The organism is Bacillus sp. FSL K6-0138 (genome assembly GCF_037982765.1).
GTDB lineage: Bacteria > Bacillota > Bacilli > Bacillales > Bacillaceae > Bacillus > Bacillus glycinifermentans.
This window is the reverse complement of record NZ_CP150286.1, coordinates 1,327,251-1,345,006: the sequence shown is the minus strand read 5'-3', so window position 1 is coordinate 1,345,006 and position 17,756 is coordinate 1,327,251. Positions and strand designations below refer to the sequence as shown.

Sequence of the window (17,756 nt, the reverse complement as noted above, 5' to 3'; positions counted from 1 at the left end):
TTTTTCCATTTTTTATTTTAAACTGTCATTACATGATATGATGACAATCGAAAAAGGGAGGAAAGCAGAATGTACATTTACAGTTACCATCAGCTGGCAAGAGATAAAGTCAACCGGATTAAGCTGGGCTATTCGGCTTATGCGGAAACTGATATTCTCGCGTCCCTTATCAAAAAAGAATTAAAAGCACAAAACATCAGCGTATATGAAGATGTGACGGATTTCGGATCTTGGTTTATACCCGAATAGGCGAAATCACGGAGGGCCGCCCGCATGATGAACACGCATGAAAACCGGCGATGTGCGTTGTTTTGTTTGCCCGCAAATGCAAACGCTACCATTCAGACAGCACAAAAAAAGAGGGTATCCCCTCTTATTTTTGTTCTTTACATATGTGCTCCAAGTCGGCAATGACGCGTTCGGCATCTTTCCAGTCGTAAATGGAAGCGCCGGCCGCCAGAGGATGGCCTCCGCCGTTGTATTTTTTCGCGACTTCATTTACAATCGGCCCCTTCGACCGCAGCCTTACCCTGATTTGATCGGCTTCCTCGACGAAAAACACCCATGCCTTAATTCCGGAAATATTGCCAAGCGTGCTGACGAGCTGCGATGCTTCAGACGGCGTAATATTGTACTGCTTTAATATGTCTTCTGTAATGTGCACAGAGGCAACGCCGTTTTCCGTCAATGAAACATTTTGATAAATGTATCCGTTCAGCCTCACAACATTCAGCTTTGTCTCATACAATTGATTAAAAAGTTCCTGAGACGAGAAAGGATATTCGATGAGCTCGCCCGCATATTTCAATGTCTTCTTGGTCGTGTTCGGAAACAGAAAACGCCCTGTATCGCCGACGATGCCTGCATAAATCAGCTCGGCCCCTTTGACCGGAAGCTTCCATCCCGCTTCTTTCCCGGCCAAATACAATTCATAAATCATTTCGCTCGTTGAGCTTGCATCCGTATCGACCCAGATCAGATCGCCGTACCGGTCTTCGTTTGGATGGTGGTCGATTTTAATCAGCTTTGCGCCCATATTGTAGCGGGGGTCTGAAATTCTTTCCTGATTTGCCGTATCGCAAACGATGACAAGGGCATTTTCGTAGACGGAGTCTTCGATTGTTTCCGGCGTATATAAAAATGACAAAGACGGCTCTGGCGTCCCCACCGCAAAAATATTTTTTTCGGGATAGGTTGCTTTCAAGATTTCCGTAAGGCCGCACTGGGATCCGTAGGCATCAGGATCAGGCCTCACATGTCTATGTATAACGATAGTGTCATATAATGATATGGTTCTGATGATTTCTTTTTTCATGCCGTGCCCCTTCTTTACATTTATTTTTAACCATTAAATCATAAACTGTAGTTGGTGGAAAGTGAAAGTCATGACTTTTTATTGTAGAAAGCAAACCCGTTTATGTATACAATGGGTTTGTAAAACTTACAATGGAGGATGTCGAATATGCCGTTTTTTGTTTTTTTCATTGTGGTTTCAGCGATTGTTTATGTGTATTACAAGATTCAATATGTAAGAACAAAAAGGGCCCTTTTGAAAGAATACCTGTCCGCTAAATCGAGCATGTCTTTAGGCCTTTTTATTATGTTTTTCGGACTGAATCAGCTCTTTTTAAACAGGGGCGCTTTAAGCGCTGCCATCGGGGTCGTTTTCGTTCTGACCGGAATCGGAAGCATGTGGGCCGGATACAGGGCTTATAAACATTATGTCCCTTTGCTCGCAAAGGAAAACGAGAGGGAAAACGCTTGAGCGGCATCCGGCCGGATCCCTTTAGCTTCTTTCCATGAGCTGTACCATCATCATCGCTTTGCCGACGAGAGCTCCCTGATGAAAAACTTCAATATCCATTTTTCCGAACTTTCTTCCCGCTTCCAGGATGTGCGGCTTAATCTCAAGGACAGACTCCATTTGCACGGGCTTTAAAAAATAAATCGTCATGCTTTCGATGACAAGATCACCCTTTTTGCGCGACCGCAAAACGCGGTTTGCCGCTTCGGTCAATATTGTCGTGAATACACCGTATGAGATCGTTCCCAAATGGTTTGTCATCTGCGGTGTCACCTCATATTGATAAACGGGGGAAGGATTCTGCTTGTCAATGTCTGATTCCTTGAATCCGCCTGTGACGATATCATCGAGTTTTTCACCGACTTGCGGCTGTTTTTGAATCATTTGCAGCGCTTTTAACACATCCTGCCTGCTGATCATGCCGATCAGCTTCTGCCGCTCGTCTACCACCGGCAGCACTTCGATTCCTTCCCAGACCATCATCTGCGCTGCCGAGGCTACGGACGTTTTGCCGACGACCGTAATCGGATTTTTCGTCATGACTTTCTCGATAAGCACGGAGCGGTCATATCCTGCAACATCCTTTGACGTCAGAATGCCGTGGATTTTCATCTGGTCGTCAACGACCGGAAAGCGCCCGTGGCCCGTTTCAAAATTCTTTTCGTACCATCTTTCGAGCCTTTCATGAGGGGATAAGCAGACTGTTTTTTCAAGCGGGGTCAATATATCTTCAACAAGCACAACCTCTTTTTTAATGAGCTGATCGTAGATCGCCCTGTTGATCATGGCTGCGACGGTAAAGGTGTCATAGCTCGTCGACATGACCGGAAGCTCAAGCCTGTCGGCAAGCTCAAGGATCGACGGTTCGGTATCAAACCCGCCCGTTACCAAAACAGCGGCGCCCGCTTCAAGCGCCTGGCGGTGCGCATCGATCCGGTTCCCGACGATCAAAAGGTTGCCGGCTCCGGTGTATCTCATCATCGCATCGAGCTCCATCGCTCCGATGACGAACTTATTCAGCGTTTTATGAAGCCCTGCTTTGCCGCCGAGTACGTGTCCGTCGATGACGTTGACCACTTCGGCGTATGTCAGCTTTTCAATATTTTCTTTTTTCTTCTGCTCGATCCTGATCGTCCCGACCCTCTCGATCGTGCTGACGAAGCCTTTGTTTTCCGCTTCTTTGATCGCTCTGTAAGCCGTCCCTTCGCTCACTTTCATTTCTTTGGCAATCCGCCTGACGGAAATTTTTTCACCGACGGGCAAGGAATCAATATATTTTAAGATCTGTTCGTGTTTTGTCGCCAATCGTTTCACCTTCATCCTCTGACTGCAAGATATGGTTTTATTATAAATGCTTGGACGTTTTTGCCGCAATCCGGCCCGCGCAAAATAAAAATACGCTATTCATGGGCCCATGGCCGCCGTCATCTACGCTTCATCAGCTCCAGCGCCTTCTTTAGCCAGTTGCAATAGCCATTTTCCCGTTCGAGCGCCCTCGTCAGGACAAGGTAGTGGCCAAAGTGCGGGGACTGAAAGGAAATCTCCGGTCCGGCTTCCTGTTTCAGCTTTTCAAGCCTTTCCTTTAAAAAAGCGGCCTTCTGCTTCCGTTTGGCGAGCTGGTCGGCAAAAAGGCCTTCTGCTTCACCAGGCTCCATCGCCGAAATGAAATAGGCTTTCAGCATAAATTCATCTTTCACCGTGTTAGGAACCGGCTGATATGCCGTCAGCCATTCATGAAGCTCCCGTTTTCCGGCGGCTGTTATGGAATATACCTTTTTTTCCAATTTCGCCCCTTGTATAACCGTTTCAAATTCGATGAACCCCTCATCTGTAAGCTTTTTCAGCTCGGGGTAAATCTGGCTGTGCTTCGCGCTCCAGAATTGGCCAATCTCTGCTTTAAAATAGCTCGTCATATCATAGCCGCTCAGACTGCCTTTATCCAAGAGACCCAAAATTGCGTATTTCAGTACCCTCATGTTTATCCTCCAAAGTATATCGTGATGATATTATATCATGCTGCACATGTTTTGATTTACATACAAAAAAGGAGCCCGATCAAGGGGCCCCATGCTGCCTTCATGATTTCAATTCGATCGATTCGCCGACTTCCAGCACTTTCCCGACGCCGCCCGGCAGGCTGTCGGCAAAGGCGTACGGATCCTGTTCGATGACCGGGAACGTCGAGTAATGAACGGGAACAACCTGTTTGGCCCTAAGCCATTCCGCAGCCAGTTTTGCATCTTCAGGTCCCATTGTAAAATTGTCGCCGATCGGCAAGAATGCGAGGTCGATGTGGTTTAACTCGCCGATGAGCTTCATATCTGAAAACAGACCCGTGTCTCCCGCATGAAAAATCGTTTTACCTTCAACAGTCAGCAAGATCCCCGCCGGCATTCCGGTATAAACGATTTTTTGATTGTCTTCTTCCGTATAAGCGGAGCCGTGGAATGCCTGTGTCAGCTTCACTTTTCCAAAATCAAACTTGTGCGAACCGCCGATGTGCATCGGATGTACATTCAAGCCTTTCCATCCGAGGTAAACCGCAAGCTCGTTCGGAGCGACGACAAGCGCGTCGTTTCGCTTGGCGATTTCCACGGTGTCGCCGACATGGTCGCTGTGGCCGTGCGTCAGCAGGATGGCGTCTGCTTTAACATTTTCAGGTTTTAAGTCTGTTAAAGGATTGCCGGAAAGAAACGGATCAAAAATTAAATGGTGATTTTCTGTTTCAACTGTAATGACCGAATGACCATGGTATGTCACTTTCATCATATCCACCCCAATTTCATGTTTTTTATGAAACAAAACTTTTTTAGTGAGAGTGACGGTTAATCACGTTCAGGCCGCCTGTTGCTTCAATAACCGTTCCTGTGATGTAGTCCGAATTTTCGTCACAGAGGAATGCAATGATCCTTGCGATGTCTTCTCCGGTTCCCGATCTGCCAATCGGCGTTTCCCGATCAAGGGAAGCACGGGCGTCTGTGATCGAGGATTCTTTCATGTCCCCGACGATGTTGCCCGGACAGACCATGTTTGCTGTAATGCCTGAGCCCGCTTCTTCGATGGCGATCGTTTTGGTAAGGGAGGCAAGTCCGACTTTCGCCGCTCCAAAAGCTGAACGGTGCAGCCAGCCCGGAGCATGGTCAGCCCCTTGAAATCCGTATGTGATGATGCGTCCAAACTGCTGGCGTCTCATGACCGGAACGACCGCTTTAAACAGATGGAAGACGGCGCTCAAATTTCCTTCAAGCATCTCATACCATTCATCATCAGTATAATCGGCAAGCTTCTTCCGCTCAAATATGTATGGGCCGGCATTGTTAATCAGCAGATCGATTGTTCCGAACCGCTCGAGAGCCGCATTCACCATGTGATGCAAATCTTCCTTTTTCGTGACATCTCCCTTTACAAACTGCAATCGGTCAAGGCAAGACCGCCATTCGGTTTTCAGGCGCTTGACAGCTTCTTCATCCCGTCTGTAGTTCACCGTCACGGAATATCCGTTTTCGAGCAGCGCTTCTGTCACTTTACGCCCTAAACCTTTTGAGCCGGCTGTAATTAACGCATGGCGCACATCTTTCCCTCCCAAGCATTGGTTCTCTGTATTCACCATCATTGGCATGATATTCTTTTCTATCTATACTTTACTACAAAATCGGGAGGATATCACATGTTGAGCACCGGCAATTTTTGCAATATCATAATAACAAAGCTGAAGCCATCAGGCTCCAGCTTTATCGAAAGGGTTCTATTGTTCGTCTTGATCAGACGGCTGTTCGGCATCATAACTCACAAAGCCGCTGAAATAAGCATCAGATATTTGCTGGACGGTTTCCTTTTCCCCGTCAGCATCGTACATGTAAGCCTGTTTTAGCTTATCCTGCTTCATTCCCACACCCCTCTTTTCGATTCATACGTGTAGTTTGCGTCTGAGCTTTCTCAGTTATGAATCGAATCGCGAAGTGTTAAAAATTGTTCAATTTTTGCTTTGCTTTCTGCAGGGCTTCCTCAACCTTTTTGAAGCCGGTACCGCCTTCGCTCATCCTTTTTTCGACGGCATGGTGCGGATCGAGCACGACATAGACGTCCTCTTCAAACAGGCAGCTCGCCTTTTGGAATTCTTCAAACGGAAGGCCGCTGAGGTAAATCCCTTTTTCAATACACGTATAGACGAGCTTTCCGACGACTTCGTGCGCATCTCTGAACGGCATTCCTTTTTTTGCCAGATAATCGGCCAGCTCGGTTGCGTTTGAGAAGTCCTGCTCGGTTGCTTTTTTCATCATGTTTTGATTGACGGTCATTGTTTTGATCATGCCGGCGAAGATCTCAAGGCTTCCTTCTACCGTTTTGACCGTGTCAAACATGCCTTCTTTATCTTCCTGCAAATCTTTGTTGTAAGCTAAAGGAAGGCCTTTCATAATCGTTAACAGGCCGATCAGACTGCCGTACACGCGTCCGGTTTTTCCTCGGATCAATTCCGCCATGTCCGGATTTTTCTTTTGCGGCATCATGCTGCTGCCTGTCGCGTATGTGTCATCAAGCTCGATAAACTTAAATTCCTGTGAACACCAAAGGATGATTTCTTCAGAAAAACGCGACAGATGCATCATCAGAATGCTGCTTGCGCTTAAAAATTCAAGGATGAAATCCCTGTCGCTGACGCCGTCAAGGCTGTTTTCATAAATCGAATCAAATCCGAGCAGCTCTGCGGAATATTCGCGGTCGATCGGAAAAGTCGTCCCCGCGAGCGCCCCGCATCCGAGCGGTGATGTATTGATCCGCTTCAGCGAATCGCGGTAGCGCTCTTTATCGCGTTCAAGCATCCAAAAATAAGCGAGCAGATGATGGGCGAACGAAATCGGCTGTGCCCGCTGCAAATGCGTGTAGCCGGGCAAAATCGTCCCGACGTGTTCTTCCGCTTTTTCGACGAGCACGCCTTGAAAAGCCGCGATCAAATCGAGAATGTGTTCGGTGTGTTCCTTTAAATAAAGGTGCATGTCGGTTGCAACCTGGTCGTTTCGGCTTCTCGCCGTATGAAGCTTGCCGCCGAGCGGTCCGATTTCATCGATGAGCATCTTTTCGATATTTAAATGAATGTCCTCATAATCGACGGAAAAATCGAGCTCGTTTTTTTCGGCTTTATGCCAAAGAGATGTGAGGCCTTCTTTTATTTTTTCCGCTTCCTCCTCTGTCAATATGCCGCACTTTTTCAGCATGGAAGCATGGGCGAGTGACCCTGAGATATCTTCTTTTACAAGCGTTTTGTCAAAGTGGATCGATGCTCCGAACTCATCGACCCATTTTTCCGGTGTTTTTTGGAACCGGCCTCCCCAAAGCTTTTTCATGCTTTAACCTTCTCCTTCTGTTTGACGATACTGTTTACTTTTGTCGGCAGCCCCCACAGTTCGATAAAACCGACTGCCGCGTGATGGTCAAATGCATCGTCTTTTGTGTATGTCGCCAATTTTTCGTCGTAAAGGGAATAATCGGATTTTCGGCCTTCCACGATTGCATGGCCTTTAAACAGCTTGACGCGGACGACGCCTGTTACGTGCTTTTGCGTTTCCTTCAGGAAAGCGGAAAGGGCGTCTTTCAGCGGTGAAAACCAAAGGCCGTTGTAAATGACTTCAGCCATTTTTTGTTCGACCAGCGGCTTAAAGTGGGCGACTTCTTTCACCAATGTCAGATCTTCAAGCTCTTTGTGCGCTTTCAACAGCGTCACGGCTCCCGGGCATTCATAAACTTCGCGGGACTTGATGCCGACCAGGCGGTTCTCAACATGGTCGATCCGGCCGACGCCGTGTTCCCCCGCCAACTCGTTCAGCTTTAAAATCAAATCCGAGAGGGTATAAGACACACCGTCAATCGATACCGGAACGCCTTGTTCAAAAGCAATTTCGACAACAGCCGGCACATCAGGCGTTTTTTCAAGCGGCTTTGTTAAGTCATACGCTCCTTCAGGCGGCGCTGCCCAAGGGTCTTCAAGGATGCCGCATTCATTGCTTCTGCCCCACAGGTTTTGGTCGATTGAATACGGACTGTCTAAATTGATCGGAATCGGAATGCCGTGCTTTTCCGCGTATGCGATCTCTTCGTCCCGCGACCATTTCCATTCGCGTACGGGAGCGAGAACCTCGAGATTCGGGTTCAGCGATTTAATGGAAACTTCAAAGCGGACCTGGTCATTTCCTTTGCCGGTGCATCCGTGAGCGACGGCGACTGCGTTTTCTTTTTCGGCGACTTCTACAAGCTTCTTGGCGATCAGCGGTCTTGAAAGGGCTGACACCAGCGGGTATTTGCCTTCATACATCGTGTGGGCCTGCAGGGCGACCAGCGCAAACTCCCGGGCAAACTCTTCTTTTGCATCAATCATGTAAGAATTGACTGCACCCACTTGAAGCGCCTTTTGCTGAACAAACGCGAGATCCTTGCCTTCGCCGACGTCAAGGCAGCAGGCAACAACATCGTACCCCTGCTCTTGCAGCCATTTTATCGCAACAGAAGTATCAAGACCTCCTGAATATGCTAAAACCACTTTTTTCTTTTCCGTCATTTTGAAAAACTCCCCTCACATCGGTGTCTTTTGTATAAAAATAAATTTTATTTAATAAAAATACACTTAATATGTATACACTTTATCAAGGAAGTCTCGTTTTTTCAACCTTTTTATAAAAAAAACTTCATTCATTTTTTATGAATGAAGTTTCGTCAGTATTCAGCATATTCACCACAGGTTCTGTATGTCTTTTCTCAATTCCCTGATCACGTGGGCAAGCTCCGGAACAATCAGTTTTGCCATCGCAAGCTTGACCGCTCCGCTTGAGCCCGGTGTCGCAAATACGGCTTTGTTTTGAATGACGCCGGCTGATGCTCTGGAAAGAATCGCGCTTGATCCGATATCCTCGGTATAGCTCAGCATCCGGAAGATTTCTCCGAAGCCGGAAATCTCCTTCGAAAAAAGCGGTGCAATCGATTCGATCGTCACATCTCTCGCTGCAATGCCTGTCCCTCCGTTTAACAGTACCGCTTCAACGCGATCATCGCGGCATCCTTCAAGCACCGCCGCCTGAATCTCTTCCTTTTCGTCTTTCACGATCTCATAGGAAACAATTTCGTGGCCGGCATCTGTCAAAAACTCTTTCATCAGCCGGCCGCTTTTGTCCGTATCTTCCGTTCTTGTGTCGCTGACCGTGATCACCTTGCAGGACACGCAGTCGGGCGCTTCTTTTTTGTGTTCTTCGACACTCATATTACATCCGCCTCCTTTTTAGCGATCTTTTTCATTATAAAGGAGAAAGCTTTTTTGAAACATATAAAAAAACCTTCCCCCTGGCCTGGGGGGAAGGCTGTATTTAGTTTGCAAGTCTGACAACGTCTCTTGCAATCATGACTTCTTCGTTCGTCGGAACGATCAGCACTTTTACCGGAGAATGCGGATAGCTGATAAACGCTTCTTTGCCGCGGACATTATTTAAAGCAGGGTCCCAATACACGCCCATGAACTCAAGACCGCGAAGAACGCGTTCTCTTACTTCAACGCTGTTCTCACCGATGCCGGCAGTGAAAATGATCGCGTCAACGCCGCTCATTCTTGCTGCATAAGAGCCGATGTATTTATGGATGCGGCTTGCAAAGATTTGAAGAGCCGTTTCCGCGCGCTCATTGCCTTCTTTGGCAGCATCTTGAATATCGCGCAAATCGCTTGAGAAACCGGAAATCCCCAAGAGACCGCTCTTTTTATTAAGCGTGTTGACCACTTCGTCAACAGTCTGTCCCGTTTTCTCCATGATGAATGGGATCAGGGCAGGGTCGATGTTTCCGGACCGCGTTCCCATCGCCACGCCTGCAAGCGGAGTGAAGCCCATTGACGTGTCGATCGATTTGCCGCCTTCAACAGCAGCGATGCTTGCTCCGTTTCCTAAATGGCAGGAAATCAGGCGCAATTCCTCAAGCGGACGTCCGAGAAGCTCAGCAGCGCGCTCTGTTACGTACTTATGAGACGTACCGTGGAAACCGTATTTGCGAATGCCGTATTTTTCATAATATTCATAAGGCAGACTGTATAAATATGACTGTTCAGGCATCGTCTGATGGAAAGCCGTATCAAAAACGGCTACGGCCGGAACGTTTGGAAGAACTTCTTTAAACGCTTGGATTCCGACGATGTTAGCCGGATTGTGAAGCGGCGCCAAATCGGAAATTTCTTCAATTTCGCGAATCGTTTCGTCTGTAAGAAGAACCGAATCGTTGAACTTTTCGCCTCCGTGGACGACGCGGTGGCCGATGCCGTTGATTTCGTTTAAGTCTTTAATGATGCCGTATTCCGTCAGTTTGCCGAGCAGCATTTTTACCGCTACGGAATGATCCGGAATGTCTGTTGTTTCACTCTTTTTTTGATCGTCGAAAGAGATCGTAAAAATGCCGTTATCCAGCCCGATCCGTTCGACTAAACCTTTTGTTAATACTTTTTCGCTGGGCATTTCGAAAAGCTGAAATTTTAATGATGAGCTTCCAGCATTGATTGCGATAATTTTGGACATAAATGACGCTCCTTTTTACCTAGAGTCCGGTTATTTTATGTTCAACCCGGATCATAAAAAATATGTATAATTCGTTCATAGTAAATTCAAAAAATATCTGCCTTTTTCATTTAAACATTCAAAAGAATCCTTTTCAAGTACGATTCTGATTGTTAACGCTTTCAAAGAGATTTTATTATTTTCTGAAAATAAATATACAGCCAGAGAATCCCATCTCTGACTGTTTTAGCTTTTTTCCTGTTTAAACCAATTGTCAAGTTTTGCGGTCATCTTCAGCATCGCTTCTTTGTTGGAGAAGGACGGAAGTTCGGCAAGCAGCACATGTTTCGGCGCTTTTGCCCCTTCCCCCTGCTTTTGCAGCACAAGGATGCTTTTTGCGTGTGCTTCATCTTTAAATATCGAAAGCGGCAGCTGAAGGACTGCATTGATGTGCGCGGTGTCCTTTAAAAAGGTCCGGAGCTGTTCGCTTTGGCTGCTTTCAAACAAATGGTTCGGTATCATGAAAAATAAATATCCGCCCGGTTTTGTATATGTCAGGCTTTGTTCGATGAACAGATGATGCGAAAAAGAGTGGCCTTCATCGGCTTTCAGACGGAACGACCGCGCGCTTTCATCATCCGGATAATATCCGACGGGAAGATCGCAGATGACCGCATCGACAGGGTCCATAAAAACGGGCTGCAGGCTGTCCTGGTTGAACAATTCAATTTCTTTTCGCTGGAGATTCGCTTGAACGTAGGCGAGTTTGATCAGTACATCATCAATCTCGGAACCGAAGGCTTTGCCGGGTGTTTCCGCAAGCTGGTTCAATACGGCAAGCAGAAGGTTTCCTGTGCCGACTGCCGGATCGAAAAGGGTGAGTCCTTTTTTCCGGCCCATGAACTTATTGACGAGATATCCGATAAACAAACCGATCGTATCCGGAGTCATTTGCCGGTTCGGATGCGGGATATTTTTCAGCCCTTTGAGAATCGCAAGCTGAAAGGCTTTTCGTATAGATTCGTGGCTGCATCGAGAAAAATCCGCTTTTTCGATCAGCTCTTTCATCTTTTGTTCGCCCGCTTCTGTCAACGTGCGGCTTGCTTCTCCCAGAAAGTACGCTTCTCCGGCATCTGCCAACGCTTCTATGTATGGAATCTCCCGGTCGCGGGCGATGATGTTCGCTCCATCATCAAGCCATCCGTATATCGTTTCTACTTGGTTGTTTTGCATGCAATGTCTCTCCTTATGAAAATGTAAAGCCATGAAAAGAGCTCCGGGAGTTGTTCACCTGGAGCCCTTTCTAACGTACTTTTTACTTTGCAAGCGACTTTGCAGCTTCAATCGCTTTTTCGTAATCCGGATGATTTGTCGCTTCACTTACATACTCAGTGTAAACGACTTTTCCGTTTTCGTCTAAAACAAATACGGCGCGGGCGAGCAATCTCAGTTCCTTAATATAGACGCCGAATGCTTCCCCGAATGACATCTCCCGGTGATCTGACAATGTTTCCACATTTTCAATTCCGTTCGATCCGCACCAGCGCGCCTGCGCAAACGGAAGGTCCGCGCTGATCGTGTACACTTTCACTGAACCGAGGCTTGCGGCTTCTTCGTTAAAACGGCGGGTCTGTGCGTCGCAAACTCCCGTATCAATGGATGGTATAACTGAAATAATCGCAGGTGTGCCTTTGATGTCTTGAAGCGTCACTTCCTCCAGCGAATTGGAAAGCACCGTAAAATCAGGAGCTTGATCGCCGACGCGTACTTCGGAACCAACCAATGTTACAGGGTTTCCTTTAAATGTTATTGAAGCCATCATTATTCCTCCTTCACTTATGTATGACTCTACTATAAAAGAGTTTGAGCCAAACTGCAAAGCTTAAGTTTGAGACGAAAAAAAGTTAACTGCTTCTAAAAACAGTTAACTTTCAGAGCGTTGTTTTATAATGGCATATCTTTTTGATTCATTTTTTGTTTTTGCTTATCGTTTTTCTTAAATATTTGCTGGATCCGCTCGATCGTTTGCGGGGCTGAATCTAAAATCTTGTCAATGACGTGCGTGTTTTCATCCAAATGGAGGATTCTTACGCCTGATGTGCCGACAATCAAAAACGCAATCGGTGTGATCGATACACCTCCGCCGCTCCCTCCGCCAAACGGAAGCTTCGCTTCTTTTCGTTCCCGTTCACCGTCGCTTGCTTTCGATTCCGCAGGTTTCGCGCCGCTGAATTCGCTTCCGCCGGCGGCAAATCCAAAGCCTACTCTGGAGACGGTTAAAATGACACTGCCGTCAGGTGTTTCTACAGGATCTCCGATAATGGTATTAACATCGATCATTTCTTTTAAATTTTCCATGGCGGTTTTCATCAAACCTTGAATTGGATGTTCAGCCATACTCCATTCCTCCTATACAGATGAGTCTTTCTTTGTTGAACCTGACAGATGTTTCGGCAGCTTAAACAAGCCGCGCATGTTCCCTTTCCAATTAACCACGATTCTGAAAGCTGCGGTTATAGCATGTCCAACGCGAAAATGGAATATACATGTCAGGTGCGTTTTGGAGGACGGGCTGTTAAAAACGGGAATCACCTGATACTCAGGGCGACGGTCAAAACTTAAAAACCTGTCCAACATAGCCATCGAGGCGGATTTGACGGACCAGGCACCGCCCGTTGCAATACCGGTCAAAGCCGCGTCGGGAAGCCCGAGAACTGACGTCCACTCAAGCTTTGTTACATGTATGCGCTTCATGAATTTGCGGATGACCGGCTGAAGATTGCGGATTTGTTCGACAAGGTTTTTGATCTGCCGCATACTTTTGAGCACGTCTTTGAACCCGACTTTCCGCTTCTTTTTATCTTTGCTGACAGCAGTGCTCATCCGCTCCTTTACATCAATGGTCATATCTTTTTGATTGACCTTGATCATAGGGATTTCCCTTTTGATATGAAGGAGGCCGAAAAGCGTCCGAATCTTAACGGTCAGCCGGTCGTCGTCATGTGTATGAACATATTCGATTGAAACGCGGATTTTCATAAACCAAACAGCCGCAAGCAAAGATATGGCGGCTGCTATCCATATGTAAACCATGTTTTCACTTCCTCTTATACTAGGCATTATGGGATAAACGCAAAAAAAATAAACGTGGAAGATCGCCATGGCTCAGGAAAGCCCGGCAGTCTTGATATGCTCCCCTAAAGGTAGACAGATGAAATAAAAAAATCTGTTTGCCTTGGGGGAGTTTTTTCATGGCTGGAAAATGGTTTTCAAAAGAAGAAAAATTGAATATTCTATCAGAATGTGATCAGGGCAATAATTCGGTGAAGGAGATCGCAGAAAAATATGGCATTCATGCCGAAACGATTCGTGAATGGAGAACATCGCATGATATGGCGGGTGTGGAGAGTTTGGAACGTTCAAAGCGCCATAAGTTCTATCCCGCAGAATTAAAATACAATGCCGTGAAAGACTTCTTATCCGGACGCTACTCTCAAAGAGAAATCTCGAGAAAATATAAGATTTCCAGTAAATCCGTACTCATGAAGTGGGTTGAGCTTTATAATGGTCATAAAACGTTAAAAGACAGCGGGAGAGGAAGGAATCGTTTGATGACCAAACGGAAGAACGTTTCATTGGAAGAACGGATTGAGATTGCGAAGGATTGTCTAGCTCATGGAAAGGACTACGCCAGATCAATGGAGATTCATCAAGTCTCCTACCAACAGGTGTATCAATGGGTGAAAAAGTATCAAGAAGGCGGAGAAGAGGCCTTAAAAGACAACCGAGGGAAACGCAAAACCGAAGAAGAACTGACACCTGAAGAAAAAATTCAACGGGAAAACAAACGGCTGGAACAGGAAAATGAGCGTTTGCGCGCAGAGAATGCGTTCTTAAAAAAGTTGGAAGAGATCAAAAGGAGGCGGTTCTAAGTCAGGTTCGGTACGAAGATCGATATCTCGCCATTTTAGAGCTGAATCGAAAAGAAGGCTTTTCTGTCCAAATGTTATGTGAGATTGCCGAAGTTTCGCGCCAGGGGTATTACAAATGGAGGAGCCGAGTACCTTCAGCGAGAGAAAAACAGAATGAAAAGATTATCGCCAAAATGGCGCTACTTCACGAACAAATTGGCGGTATCTACGGATACCGCAGAATGACCTTAAACATGAACCGCCGCTTTAAAGAGCGCCTCAATCATAAGCGCATCTATCGGCTGATGAAAATTGCCAAGCTGGAGTGTGTCATTCGGCGGAAGAAAAAACGTTACGGCAAAGCGACGCCTCAACATGTGTCCGAAAATATCCTGAATCGAGAGTTTAAAGCGGACAAACCAAATCAAAAATGGGTGACTGATGTGACAGAGCTAAAATACGGCCATCGGAAAGCGTACCTCAGTGCCATTTTAGATCTTCATGAGGGAATGGTCGTGTCTTATGTGCTGGGGAAATCCAATAATAACGCCCTTGTGTTTAAAACCTTGAACCAAGCGCTTGAGGCAGCCCCAAACGCACGTCCTCTCCTTCACAGCGACAGAGGTTTTCAATACACGTCCCACCAGTTTAGAAGGATGATTGAAAACGCAAATATGACACAGAGTATGTCCCGCGTCGGCCGCTGTATTGATAACGGCCCCATTGAGTCGTTTTGGGGGAAATTAAAATGCGAGAAATACAGACGGAATTCGTACGAGACATTTGAGGCACTTCAAAGCGCAATTGATGAATATATCCACTTTTACAACCACGATCGTCTACAAGAAAAACTAAACGGCCTCAGCCCAGTGGAATACAGGGCTAAAGCCGTCTAGTGTGTTTTAGTTATTTCCACTGTCTACTTGACAGGGTGCAGATCATCTGGGTGCCGGGCTCCTGAATGGTTTATTTACTTTTTCCGAAACAGCTTTTCGTGAATCACCGCGGTGTCGGCAAAATAATCGTGGATTCCTTGTTTCTTCGGCGTAAAACCGACAATGAGATAGGTGATATACACGCTGTTGATATAGCGGCCGATAACTTCCCTGAACAGGACCACATCCCAGGTAAGCCCTTTTTCAGGAACAAGTGAAACTACCTTGAGTCCGAATACCATTTTGCCCAATGTCTGTTTGAAAAACTTCGTCATAATGGCAAAATAGGCAAAAAACACGACGGCCGACGTAATCGAATACAGCGAAAAAGTGAAAAGCCCTGTTTCTTTCGGCAAATGAAGCAAACTGAAAACAGGAGATACGAGCAGGCGGTTGATACTGCCGATCACAATCCCGTCAAGCAGAAACGCCCAAAACCTGACCCAAAAACCGGCGTATGCATGCTCCAAAGGCGGGGCCGATTTGGCTTGAGAAACGTCAGCGGGCGCAGATATTTCGTTATGATCCTTTCCATCATAAGTCACATCCATTTTTCGGTCCCCCTCCTATTTAGCGTAAAGATACATCAGTCTCGGCGCGCCGGATTGCGAAATGGCTTCTTTAATATTCAAAAAGTCAGCTTCGCTTTTAAATATTTTGTTCGCGCTCATCGAAAGGAGCGATGAAAGGCCTGTCGATTCTTTGTAGCTGACAACGGACGCCTTAGCCAAATCTTTATGGTCTTTTTTCATTGCTTTTACTGCATCTTCGTAGTAGCCGAGTTCATCGACCAAATGCAGCTTTTTCGCCTGCCGTCCGTCATAAACCCGTCCATCGGCGATTTTTTTCACATCGGCTTTTGATAAATTGCGCCCTTCTGAAATTACGTCAACGAAGCCTTCATAAGAATCGTTGACCATGGACTGCATGATCTCACGCTCTTTCTTCGTCATATCGCGCGTCGGAGACATGATGTCTTTATATTCTCCGCTTTTGATCGTTTCCGTTTTCAATCCAAGCTTTTCGGCAAGCTTGCTGTAATTCATGCCTTCCATAATGACCCCGAGAGAGCCTGTCAGGGTGTCGGGCGCCGCGAAAATCTTATCTGCCGGGGTGGAAATGTAATAGCCTCCGGACGCCGCCATCGAACCCATTGATACGTAAATCGGCTTTTTCGCATCCTTTTTGATTTCTTCGAGTTTCTTATGTATTTCAGCGCTTTCGTATACCCCGCCTCCCGGAGAATTCACGCGTAAAATGATCCCTTTAACCGCAGAATCATCTTTCGCCCTCTCCAGCATTTTTAAAAACGATCTGTGGTTGTATCCGTCAGAACCGAGAAGGCTTGAGCCATCGCCATTGTCTTGAATCGTTCCATCCACTTCCAGGACTGCGATTTTATTTGAACCGCTCCCGTTTTCCAAAACCGTTTCTTCCTGGCCGTCAGTAAGGCCAAACTGCATCTTGCTGTCATCGCTGAAACTTTCAAATACCGTCAAAATCAGGCTCATGATCAAAGAAACGCCGAAAATACCCACTGCGATCACGAGCGCTATCCACCTTTTAGGATTCATTTGTTCTCCTCCTTTTAAAAAAATGTTGCATGTCATAGTACGTATACGAAGAGAAAAAGTTCGATATGATGACGCTTCATATACAACAAACTCCTGAGGACATGGTAAACTAGGGTCACAGGTCATTTTAACACATATGTTAGATGGCAGAGAAATCTAAATTTCACAAACAAAGGGGAGAATGGTTGTGACAGACCGCCGGAACATTTATTTCTTTTACAAACAAAATGCGGAAACAGATGAACAGTGCAATATGCTGAAGCAGCTTGCCAAAGAACACGGATTTCAAGTCGTCGACGATCATCGGCAAGCCAACATTATCGCAAGTATCGGCGGCGATGGTACTTTTTTGCAGGCGGTGCGAAAAACGAATTTCAGGGATGACTGTCTGTATGTAGGGGTAGCCAAAAAGGGGAAGGCTCACCTTTACGCTGATTTTAATATTCATGATACAGATAAAATGATCGAAGCGACAAACTCGGAACAAATCGAAGTCAGAAAATACCCGCTCATCGATGTGACGGTTGACGGGACGAACCGATTTCACTGTCTGAACGAGGTATCCATCCGCTCAAGCATTATTAAAACGTTTGTGATGGATGTATATATTGACGATCTTCACTTTGAAACATTCCGCGGGGACGGAATGATTGTATCCACCCCGACGGGAAGCACGGCTTATAATAAATCTGTCGAAGGAGCGGTTGTCGATCCGTTGCTTCCATGCATACAGGTGACTGAGCTCGCTTCATTAAACAACAACACCTACAGGACGCTCGGTTCGCCGTTTATCTTAAGCGCCGATCGTAAGCTGACGCTTAAAATCGCCCAGGACGGCAATGATTATCCGATCATCGGCCTTGATAACGAAGCATTCAGCACGATGAATGTAAAAAAGGTTGAGGTCAGCCTGTCCGAAAAAGTCATGAAAACCGTCAAGCTGAAAGACAATTCATTCTGGGAAAAAGTAAAGCGTACATTTCTTTAATATTGGAAGCCTTTTCAAGATGAAATAG

20 protein-coding genes are annotated in these 17,756 nt (G+C 46.3%); 4 read left to right on the top strand and 16 right to left on the bottom strand.

Annotated features, from left to right (window positions below; genetic code table 11):
* Positions 1–69: 69 nt before the first annotated feature.
* Positions 70–249: a hypothetical protein gene (locus tag MHB78_RS07380; protein ID WP_046129669.1), complete on the top strand. Its 180-nt coding sequence runs from the start codon at positions 70–72 to the stop codon at positions 247–249.
* A gap of 124 nt (positions 250–373) precedes the next feature.
* Here the strand turns inward: MHB78_RS07380 and MHB78_RS07375 are convergent, their stop codons facing one another.
* Positions 374–1,315: a bifunctional oligoribonuclease/PAP phosphatase NrnA gene (locus MHB78_RS07375; protein WP_046129670.1), complete on the bottom strand. Its 942-nt coding sequence runs from the start codon at positions 1,313–1,315 to the stop codon at positions 374–376.
* A 147-nt stretch (positions 1,316–1,462) separates the two neighbouring features.
* Here MHB78_RS07375 and MHB78_RS07370 point away from each other — a divergent pair, with 147 nt between their 5' ends.
* Complete coding sequence (locus tag MHB78_RS07370; RefSeq protein ID WP_046129671.1) at positions 1,463–1,765, top strand: YtpI family protein; 303 nt, start codon at positions 1,463–1,465, stop codon at positions 1,763–1,765.
* A gap of 21 nt (positions 1,766–1,786) precedes the next feature.
* Here MHB78_RS07370 and MHB78_RS07365 read toward each other — a convergent pair whose 3' ends face one another.
* The 13 genes from MHB78_RS07365 to MHB78_RS07305 all read right to left on the bottom strand — a co-directional run bounded on the left by MHB78_RS07365 (position 1,787) and on the right by MHB78_RS07305 (position 13,413).
* On the bottom strand, positions 1,787–3,109 hold the full coding sequence (locus tag MHB78_RS07365; protein ID WP_046129672.1) for a CBS domain-containing protein: 1,323 nt from the start codon (positions 3,107–3,109) through the stop codon (positions 1,787–1,789).
* Positions 3,110–3,228: 119 nt separating this feature from the next.
* Positions 3,229–3,780, bottom strand: coding sequence for a PadR family transcriptional regulator (locus MHB78_RS07360; RefSeq protein WP_046129673.1), 552 nt, complete (start codon positions 3,778–3,780; stop codon positions 3,229–3,231).
* A 100-nt stretch (positions 3,781–3,880) separates the two neighbouring features.
* Entirely contained in the window at positions 3,881–4,570 is a 690-nt protein-coding gene (locus tag MHB78_RS07355) for a metal-dependent hydrolase (protein WP_046129674.1), read from the bottom strand.
* A gap of 43 nt (positions 4,571–4,613) precedes the next feature.
* Complete coding sequence (locus tag MHB78_RS07350) at positions 4,614–5,375, bottom strand: SDR family oxidoreductase (protein ID WP_340033799.1); 762 nt, start codon at positions 5,373–5,375, stop codon at positions 4,614–4,616.
* Between the two features lie 174 nt (positions 5,376–5,549).
* Positions 5,550–5,690 carry a hypothetical protein gene (locus MHB78_RS07345; protein WP_164918170.1) on the bottom strand — a complete coding sequence of 47 codons (141 nt, stop codon included), beginning with the start codon at positions 5,688–5,690 and terminating at the stop codon, positions 5,550–5,552.
* Positions 5,691–5,766: 76 nt separating this feature from the next.
* Positions 5,767–7,146: an argininosuccinate lyase gene (gene argH / locus MHB78_RS07340; RefSeq protein ID WP_046129676.1), complete on the bottom strand. Its 1,380-nt coding sequence runs from the start codon at positions 7,144–7,146 to the stop codon at positions 5,767–5,769.
* Positions 7,143–8,354 carry an argininosuccinate synthase gene (locus MHB78_RS07335; protein ID WP_046129677.1) on the bottom strand — a complete coding sequence of 404 codons (1,212 nt, stop codon included), beginning with the start codon at positions 8,352–8,354 and terminating at the stop codon, positions 7,143–7,145. The genes argH and MHB78_RS07335 overlap by 4 nt, the downstream gene beginning before the upstream one ends.
* Before the next feature lie 171 nt (positions 8,355–8,525).
* Positions 8,526–9,050 carry a molybdenum cofactor biosynthesis protein B gene (locus tag MHB78_RS07330; protein ID WP_046129678.1) on the bottom strand — a complete coding sequence of 175 codons (525 nt, stop codon included), beginning with the start codon at positions 9,048–9,050 and terminating at the stop codon, positions 8,526–8,528.
* Positions 9,051–9,153: 103 nt separating this feature from the next.
* Positions 9,154–10,341, bottom strand: a complete 1,188-nt coding sequence (locus MHB78_RS07325; RefSeq protein WP_046129679.1) for an acetate kinase — start codon at positions 10,339–10,341, stop codon at positions 9,154–9,156.
* 225 nt (positions 10,342–10,566) lie between these two features.
* On the bottom strand, positions 10,567–11,553 hold the full coding sequence (locus tag MHB78_RS07320; protein WP_046129680.1) for a class I SAM-dependent methyltransferase: 987 nt from the start codon (positions 11,551–11,553) through the stop codon (positions 10,567–10,569).
* Positions 11,554–11,635: 82 nt separating this feature from the next.
* Positions 11,636–12,139: a thiol peroxidase gene (gene tpx, locus MHB78_RS07315; protein ID WP_046129681.1), complete on the bottom strand. Its 504-nt coding sequence runs from the start codon at positions 12,137–12,139 to the stop codon at positions 11,636–11,638.
* Between the two features lie 125 nt (positions 12,140–12,264).
* On the bottom strand, positions 12,265–12,717 hold the full coding sequence (gene ytfJ / locus MHB78_RS07310; protein ID WP_046129682.1) for a GerW family sporulation protein: 453 nt from the start codon (positions 12,715–12,717) through the stop codon (positions 12,265–12,267).
* A 12-nt stretch (positions 12,718–12,729) separates the two neighbouring features.
* The gene (locus MHB78_RS07305) at positions 12,730–13,413 is read right to left on the bottom strand and encodes a DUF2953 domain-containing protein (protein WP_046129683.1); all 684 of its coding nucleotides are present in this window, start codon (positions 13,411–13,413) and stop codon (positions 12,730–12,732) included.
* 158 nt (positions 13,414–13,571) lie between these two features.
* Between MHB78_RS07305 and MHB78_RS07300 the strand changes: the two genes are divergently transcribed.
* A protein-coding gene (locus tag MHB78_RS07300) for an IS3 family transposase (protein ID WP_231947364.1) occupies positions 13,572–15,127 on the top strand; the annotation gives its coding sequence in 2 pieces (ribosomal slippage) (positions 13,572–14,229 and positions 14,229–15,127; 1,557 coding nt in all).
* A 74-nt stretch (positions 15,128–15,201) separates the two neighbouring features.
* On the opposite strand, the gene MHB78_RS07295 is transcribed toward MHB78_RS07300, so the two are convergent.
* Positions 15,202–15,717: an RDD family protein gene (locus MHB78_RS07295; protein WP_046130834.1), complete on the bottom strand. Its 516-nt coding sequence runs from the start codon at positions 15,715–15,717 to the stop codon at positions 15,202–15,204.
* Positions 15,718–15,732: 15 nt separating this feature from the next.
* Positions 15,733–16,740, bottom strand: a complete 1,008-nt coding sequence (sppA, locus tag MHB78_RS07290; protein WP_046130833.1) for a signal peptide peptidase SppA — start codon at positions 16,738–16,740, stop codon at positions 15,733–15,735.
* Between the two features lie 187 nt (positions 16,741–16,927).
* Between sppA and MHB78_RS07285 the strand changes: the two genes are divergently transcribed.
* Entirely contained in the window at positions 16,928–17,728 is an 801-nt protein-coding gene (locus MHB78_RS07285; RefSeq protein ID WP_046130832.1) for an NAD kinase, read from the top strand.
* Positions 17,729–17,756: the final 28 nt, after the last annotated feature.

Coding starts and splice junctions, on each gene's coding strand:
- MHB78_RS07380 (WP_046129669.1), top strand. CDS start 70: ATGTACATTTACAGTTACCATCAGCTGGCAAGAGATAAAGTCAACCGG.
- MHB78_RS07375 (WP_046129670.1), bottom strand. CDS start 1,315: ATGAAAAAAGAAATCATCAGAACCATATCATTATATGACACTATCGTT.
- MHB78_RS07370 (WP_046129671.1), top strand. CDS start 1,463: ATGCCGTTTTTTGTTTTTTTCATTGTGGTTTCAGCGATTGTTTATGTG.
- MHB78_RS07360 (WP_046129673.1), bottom strand. CDS start 3,780: ATGAGGGTACTGAAATACGCAATTTTGGGTCTCTTGGATAAAGGCAGT.
- MHB78_RS07355 (WP_046129674.1), bottom strand. CDS start 4,570: ATGAAAGTGACATACCATGGTCATTCGGTCATTACAGTTGAAACAGAA.
- MHB78_RS07345 (WP_164918170.1), bottom strand. CDS start 5,690: ATGAAGCAGGATAAGCTAAAACAGGCTTACATGTACGATGCTGACGGG.
- argH (WP_046129676.1), bottom strand. CDS start 7,146: ATGAAAAAGCTTTGGGGAGGCCGGTTCCAAAAAACACCGGAAAAATGG.
- MHB78_RS07335 (WP_046129677.1), bottom strand. CDS start 8,354: ATGACGGAAAAGAAAAAAGTGGTTTTAGCATATTCAGGAGGTCTTGAT.
- MHB78_RS07330 (WP_046129678.1), bottom strand. CDS start 9,050: ATGAGTGTCGAAGAACACAAAAAAGAAGCGCCCGACTGCGTGTCCTGC.
- MHB78_RS07325 (WP_046129679.1), bottom strand. CDS start 10,341: ATGTCCAAAATTATCGCAATCAATGCTGGAAGCTCATCATTAAAATTT.
- MHB78_RS07320 (WP_046129680.1), bottom strand. CDS start 11,553: ATGCAAAACAACCAAGTAGAAACGATATACGGATGGCTTGATGATGGA.
- tpx (WP_046129681.1), bottom strand. CDS start 12,139: ATGGCTTCAATAACATTTAAAGGAAACCCTGTAACATTGGTTGGTTCC.
- ytfJ (WP_046129682.1), bottom strand. CDS start 12,717: ATGGCTGAACATCCAATTCAAGGTTTGATGAAAACCGCCATGGAAAAT.
- MHB78_RS07305 (WP_046129683.1), bottom strand. CDS start 13,413: ATGGTTTACATATGGATAGCAGCCGCCATATCTTTGCTTGCGGCTGTT.
- MHB78_RS07295 (WP_046130834.1), bottom strand. CDS start 15,717: ATGGATGTGACTTATGATGGAAAGGATCATAACGAAATATCTGCGCCC.
- sppA (WP_046130833.1), bottom strand. CDS start 16,740: ATGAATCCTAAAAGGTGGATAGCGCTCGTGATCGCAGTGGGTATTTTC.